This is a genomic window from Frateuria sp. (assembly GCF_013362045.1).
Lineage (GTDB): Bacteria > Pseudomonadota > Gammaproteobacteria > Xanthomonadales > Rhodanobacteraceae > Frateuria_A.
The window spans coordinates 1-6,488 of the sequence record NZ_JABFWW010000166.1; the positions used below are offsets into that span (position 1 = coordinate 1).

A 6,488-nucleotide genomic window follows, 5' to 3' on the forward strand; every position below is an offset into this window, starting at 1 on the left:
TGCGCGTAGCCGGCCTGGCGCAGGGCCTGGATCATCTCCAGGCCATTGAGGCGCGGCATCATGAAGTCGCTCACGATGAGTTCGGGCCGCTCCTGCAGGGCGATGTCCAGGCCGGCACGACCGTCGGAGACGACGGTCACGTGGTAGCCGGCCTCTTCCAATACCGTGGCCGCCACCAGCGCTACGTCGGGTTCGTCCTCGACCAGAAGCACACGCAGCATGGTCAGCCCGCTTCCCGCCGCGGGCGGGCCTTCGGGTCGGGCCCGAAGGCAATGCCGGTGTCGTTGATGTGGAACTCGTGCGTGCGCGGGTCGAAGTCGCTGTCGCGCAGCTTGATCACCGACAGGTAGCGGCGGAACGCCTGGTCGCGCCGGCCGGTGTTGAGCAGCAGCAGGTTGTCGACCATGGCCGAAAGCTCGTCGCTGGGCATCAGCGTGTCTTCCAGCCGCAGCTCCGGGATCTCGGAGGTGTACAGCACGGTGGCGCCGATCGCGCCCAGCTGCATGCTCAGCGCGTTGATCACGTAGGGCATGCGGCTGGGAATCACCAGGCTGTCGCGGATGGCCACCAGGCCGTCGATGAAGACGCGCTTGACCTTGCGTTCCCGGGCGCGGCGGACGATGTCGTGCACCAGCTCGTCGACGATGTTCTCCGCCGGCGGCAGCCACACGATCTCCAGCGCGCCCGACTCGATGGGGATGCTCAGGTCCAGGCCGACGCTGGCTGCCTTTTGCCGGAGGTGCGCGGGCGTTTCGTAGAAGCCGAGCATGAGCCCCGGTTCCCGCATGCTGGAGCGCGAGAGGAAATGCATGCCCAGGGTGGTCTTGCCCGAGCCGGTGGGGCCGACCAGCATGGTCGCCGACCCGGCCGGAAGCCCGCCCCAGAGCAGGCCGTCGAGCTCGGGGTGGCCGATGGGAACGCGGGAGGTCTCGGCGCAGGAGGGAGGCACCGCAGCCAGCGCGCACTCCACCCGCGGGAACACGGCAATGCCTTCCTGGGTGATGCGGAAGCGGTGCTTGCCCGGAAGGATGGCCGCGCCGCGGTGCTTGCGCACCTGGATGGTGCGGTAGGCGCGGAAACCGGCCGTTTCGTCGCTGAGCTCGATCCAGCCGTCGACCATGGTGTGCTCGGGGCAACTGGCCTGGCGGTTCTGGTGGGTGAGCATCACCAGCACGGCGTTGGCCATGCCGGCCACGCCCTGCAGGGCATGGATGAACGCGCGGAACTCCTGCTCGGAGGCCACCGACTGCGCCACGAAGGTGCCATCGAGCACCATCGCGGTAGCGTGATGCCGCTTGATCTCGTGCTGCACCAGCTTGAGCAGGCCCGGCAGGCCCTCGCGCTCGAGCACGCCGTAGCCGCTGATGTACTGCATGGCGTCGGGCAGCGCGCTGTCCTGGAAGAAGCCCATCTGGCTGACGTAGCCGAGCATCCGCGAACTCGATTCGGCCAGCAGCGTCATGTAGAGCGCTCGGCCGCCCGCACGGACATGTGCGAAACAGAACTGGTTGGCCAGGATGGTCTTGCCCGCGCCGGGCGGTCCCTGAACGATGTAAGCCGAGCCGCGCAGAAAGCCGCCATCGGTCAGCCGGTCAAGTCCCTCGATGCCCGTGGGCAATTTTTCGATCACATTCCGCTCCAGGAGACTGCCCGCCGTACCTCGGTGCGCGTGCGCGGCCGCCACAGGGGGGCACGCATGTTAGCCGCTGGCGGCATGGGCATTGAGTGCCATTAGGACTATGGCGCCGTGGCCGGAACGTGTGCATGCACGCGATGGCCCGCTGCCGGCAAGGCGCGGATCACCGCATGGCGCGCGCGCCGGAAACGGACGCGTGCCATCCCCGGCCAGGGCCGCGTCGTCGAGGCCGCTACCGCAGCCCGACAGCGCATACGGCCCGTATCCTTGACCGGCGCTTGACTTGAACAAGATTTAACTCCCAGGTCTCGGAACGGGGCATCCAGAGGGAATCCGGGGCAGGCGCGCGGCAGGCGGGGCAGGGATGCGTGCAGGTCGCGGCGAAAGCCGTGCTCCGGATGCTGGCCACAGCACCATTGCCTGTCGGCGGCGTCCTGCCTCCATTCCCGATCCAGACGCGGGAGCGCGTCCGGGTTGCCGGGGCGCCGTCAACGGAGGACACCATGATTTCCAGACGGCGTTTCCTGCAGTCGTCACTTTCCGTGGCGCTGGTCCCGCTGCTGCCGCGGGTCGCCCTGTCGGTGGATTTGCGCGTGCGGCAAAGTTGGGATGCCTTTCGCACCGGGCCGACCTACGCATCCCTGCGCAACGCGATCGGCCTGATGCGCGCGAACAAGAACGCCGCCGATCCGGCCAGCTGGGCCTACTGGCCGAACGTGCACAAGAATTTCTGCCCGCACGGCACGACCTACTTCCTGGCCTGGCACCGCGGCTTCCTGTACCGCTTCGAAGGGTGGCTGCGCAAGGTTTCCGGCGACCCCAACCTGGTACTGCCGTACTGGAACTACTACGTCACCCCACAGGTGCCGTCCGAATTCCTCGACCCGACGCTCTCGCTCTACCACAGCGGGCGCACCGGCACGGACGTCACCGGAGCGCTCAGCCTCGACCCGTTCGCCGACACCGTCATCCACTTCCCGCGCGGCACCACCGACGCCTTCGAACCCCTGGTCGAAGCGCGGCCGCACAACCCGGTGCACAACCTGATCGGCGGGATCATGTCCTCGGTCTACTACTCGCCCTGGGACCCGCTGTTCTGGGTGCACCACGCCAGCATCGACCGCCTGTGGGCCGCCTGGACCGCGGCCGACAACGGGCGCCTCCAGCCCGCGGCCACCAGCAGCTACTGGACCGGCAGCTTCCAGTACGGCCCCGCCATCAAGGCCGTGCCGCGCGTGTGGACCAGCACGACGACCACCTATTTCGGCTACCAGTACGACGATCAGACCTTGCCCACCTCGCTGCCCGGCTCGCCGCCACCACCCACATCGTCCGCACTCGCGCCAGCCATCAGCCTGGCCGGCGCGCTGCCGCCCAGGCCGGCCGGCATCGCCGGACCGCCGCTGGGTTCCTCGCAGCCGCTGGTGCTGGACGAGCATTCGCTCAGCGTCGACATCATGCTCACGGCGCAGGACGCCAACCGCGTGCGCTCGGCGATGCTGCATGCGGCCACCGCTGCCGCCAGCGAATCCGGCCCCGTGTGCGTGGTGCTCGACCAGGTGCAGCTGACCGGCCTGGGCGAGCGGGGCGGCTACTTCTACAAGGTCTATCTCAACCTGCCCGAGCATCCGGACGCGGGCGACAGCGACCGCAGCTTCCTGCTGGGCATGGTCGGTCCCTTCGAAATCGGCGTGGCGCAGATGAAGGCCGCCATGCGGGGCAAGGGCATGCACGGCATGCACGCCGGCGGCAGCGGCGCCGCGGGAGCGCGGCTGATATTCCCGGCCACCGATACCCTGCGGCGCAACTGGCCACCCCACCTGGACAAGCTCACGGTGTCCTTCGTGCGCGTGGACGGCAGCAAGCAGCCGGCCAAGGGCGCGACCATCCGCATCGGCGCCTTCAGCGTCCAGGCCGACCCGGTGAAGTAGGCAATCCACGCCATCGTGCGCCCGTCCGGGGAGGGCGCAGGGGGAAGAGGGGCGCGCCTGGCCCCTCGTACCCAGTCCTCTGCTCGGAGGAGAGAGAGCAAGCAGGATGCGCCTCAGCCCAGCCGGCCCAGCACGTCCTCCAGCGATTGCTCGATCCCGTCGATGCCTTCCCACGGATCCCTGCGCAGCCGCTTCAGGCGTGCGGGCGTCGTGCGGAGGTCGAACGCGGCGCCGCTTTTGATCCTGCCCAATTCCTCCCATCGCAGCGGCACCGCCACCGGCGCGCCCGGGCGTCCGCGCAGCGAGTAGCTGGCGACCGCGGTGGCGCCACGGCCGTTGCGCAGGTAGTCGACGAAGATCTTCCTGTTGCGGATCGACTTGGTGGACGTAGCCACGAAGTCCACCGGATGGCTGCCCGCCAGCGCCGCGGCGAAGCCCTGCGCGAATTGCTTGACCGTGTCCCAGTCCGAGGCGGGCCTGAGCGGCACCACCACGTGCAGGCCCTTGCCGCCGGTGGTGCGCAGGAACGATTCCAGGCCCATGTCCCTGAGCAGCCTGCGGGTCAGTCGCGCGGCGGCGGCCACCCGCTGCCACGGCACGTCCGGTCCGGGGTCCAGGTCGAACACCACGCGGTCGGCCCTGTCCGGATCGTCCACCTGGCTGCCCCAGGGGTGGAACTCCAGCGTGTTGTACTGCACCAGCTCGATGATCGAGTCCGCATCCTTCGGGTAGAGGTACACCGCCGAGGCGCCGGTCTCCTCCTTCAGGCGTGCCGAGCCGACATGCTGCAATCCTCCCGAGGGGATGTGCTTCTGGAAGAACGATGGACGGTCGATGCCCTCGGGAAAGCGGATCAGCGACGTCGGCCGGCCGATCACGCCCGGCAGGAACCAGTCCATCACCGCGCGGTAGTAGTCCACCACGTCCTGCTTGGTGTAGCCGTCGTCCGGATAGAGCAGCTTGTCCGGATGGGTGATGCGGATCGGCGGCGGCGCCGCACCCGTCCCAGCCGTGCGCCGCCGCGGCTTTGCCGATGCCTTCGGCGCGCGGTCGCCCTCGCGCAGGTCCCCCGGCGACTTGTCCGGCCGCATGGCCTTCAGGCTCGCCTGGCGCAGCAGCTTCTGGTTGCCGATGCCGCGGTAATAGACCTCGGCGACCGCCGTGGGCTGGATCCACTTCGATTCGCGTGGCGCGCCGTCGGTGTGCCGGATCGTCGGCTTGTTGCTGCCGCCGGTGGCGAGTGTCTTCGATAGCGCGCGCAACTGCTCGTTGCTGAAACCCGTGCCGACGCGGCCGACGAAGATCCAGTCGCCATCCGAAGTGGGGCGCGCCAGCAGCAGCGAGCCGAAGCCCTCGCGGCCGCCCTTGGCGGGCGTGTAGCCGACCACCGCGAACTCGTCGGCCTCCAGCCGCTTGATCTTCAGCCAGTCGTCGCCGCGCCCGCCGCGGTAGGGGCTGTCGGCGCGCTTGGACATGATGCCCTCGAGCTTCTGCGCAGTGGCTGCCGCGAACACCTGCGCGCCGTCGCCCACCACGTGCGAGCTGTAGGAGAGGTGGGCCGGCGGGTCCTCCAGCAGCGCCTGCAATACCGCCTTGCGCTGGATCAGCGGCGTGCGCGAGAGATCCCAGCCCTCCAGGTACGGCAGGTCGAACAGCACATAGGCCAGCGGCGCATTCGCCTCGCCCGAGAGCGTCTTCTGCAGGCCGTTGAAGTCCGGCTGGCCATCGGCATCCAGCGCGATCAGCTCGCCGTCCAGCCGCGCGGAGGTCAGGCCCAGCGCCTGCACCGCCTGCAGGATGTCGGGGATCCTGTCGTCCCAGGGCAGGGCGTTGCGGGACCACAGGTGCACCTCGCCCTTCGCCACGGTGGCGAGGATGCGGTAGCCGTCCCACTTCACCTCGTGCAGCCAGTTCTCGCCCGTGGGCGGCTCGTCCTTCAGCCGCGCCAGCTCCGGTTCGTAGAACTCGGCATCGATCGTCGCCTTGCGCGCGCCCTGGGCCTTGGCGGCCAACCCGACAGCCTCCGTGTGGCGATGGCTCCGGGCCTTGGGCGGGCTCTTGCGCCGCGTGCGCGCGAGCTTCTGCGCCACCTCCTTGGCGCCGCCGCTCCGGCCGGCCGCGGCCTTGGTGCTGGCGACCATGCGCGCGTCCAGCAGGTCGTCCGCCTCGATGTCGCCGGCGAACGCGTCCTTGTCGTGGAACAGGAACCAAGTCGGCTGGCGCGAGGGCTTGCCGCTGCGCACCAGGTGCCAGGCGCCCTTGAGCCGCTGGCCATAGAGCTCGAACTGCAGGTGGCCCTTCTCCAACTGCGCCTCCGCATCGTAGGGCGTGGACCAGTAGCCGCGGTCGAAGGTATCCACGTGGCCGGCGCCATAGCCCTCGGGAATGTCGCCCTGGAAGTCGGCGTAGCCGACCGGATGATCCTCCACCTCCACCGCCAGCCGCTTGACCTTGGGGTCGTAGGAGGGCCCCTTGGGCACCGACCAGGACTTGAGCGCATCGCCCACCTGCAGCCGGAAGTCGTAGTGCCGCCGGCTGGCGTGGTGCAACTGCACCACGAAGATCGGGCGCGTGCCGGTATGGACGGAGGCCTCGATCGAGGGCTCCGGCGTGCGGTCGAAACGGCGCTTGCGCTTGTATTCCTGGAGGCTCACGCGGCGATCCGGGCAAGGTGTTGCGCAAGCTGTCGCATCTTGGCCGTGAATGGGCGGTCGAACCGGGCTTTCCCCGCCCCGGCGCCGGCGGGCATGCGGTACGCGCAGGGCCGCGCTGCCCACGGCATGGGCATGCGCCAAAGCACGCTGGCCTGGTCAGCTGCGCACCGCCCGCACTGCTGGACGTGACCACGCGAGCCAGCAGCTCGATGGCGCCCATGAAACTCTTCGATGGCCCGGCTAGCTGCCTCGGCCCAGCGTCGAAAT

General features: G+C 69.2%; 4 protein-coding genes. 1 reads left to right on the forward strand and 3 read right to left on the reverse strand.

Features of this window, described 5'->3' with window-relative positions; translation table 11 throughout:
• On the reverse strand, nucleotides 1–221 hold a 221-nt coding region (locus HOQ08_RS08000), incomplete at its 3' end, for a response regulator (RefSeq protein WP_291193087.1).
• A 2-nt stretch (nucleotides 222–223) separates the two neighbouring features.
• On the reverse strand, nucleotides 224–1,630 hold the full coding sequence (locus tag HOQ08_RS08005; RefSeq protein ID WP_291193089.1) for an ATPase domain-containing protein: 1,407 nt from the start codon (nucleotides 1,628–1,630) through the stop codon (nucleotides 224–226).
• A 509-nt stretch (nucleotides 1,631–2,139) separates the two neighbouring features.
• Here HOQ08_RS08005 and HOQ08_RS08010 point away from each other — a divergent pair.
• The gene (locus tag HOQ08_RS08010) at nucleotides 2,140–3,567 is read left to right on the forward strand and encodes a tyrosinase family protein (protein WP_291193091.1); all 1,428 of its coding nucleotides are present in this window, start codon (nucleotides 2,140–2,142) and stop codon (nucleotides 3,565–3,567) included.
• A 113-nt stretch (nucleotides 3,568–3,680) separates the two neighbouring features.
• Here HOQ08_RS08010 and ligD read toward each other — a convergent pair whose 3' ends face one another.
• Nucleotides 3,681–6,221, reverse strand: coding sequence for a DNA ligase D (gene ligD, locus HOQ08_RS08015; protein WP_291193093.1), 2,541 nt, complete (start codon nucleotides 6,219–6,221; stop codon nucleotides 3,681–3,683).
• Between the last annotated feature and the right edge of the window lie 267 nt (nucleotides 6,222–6,488).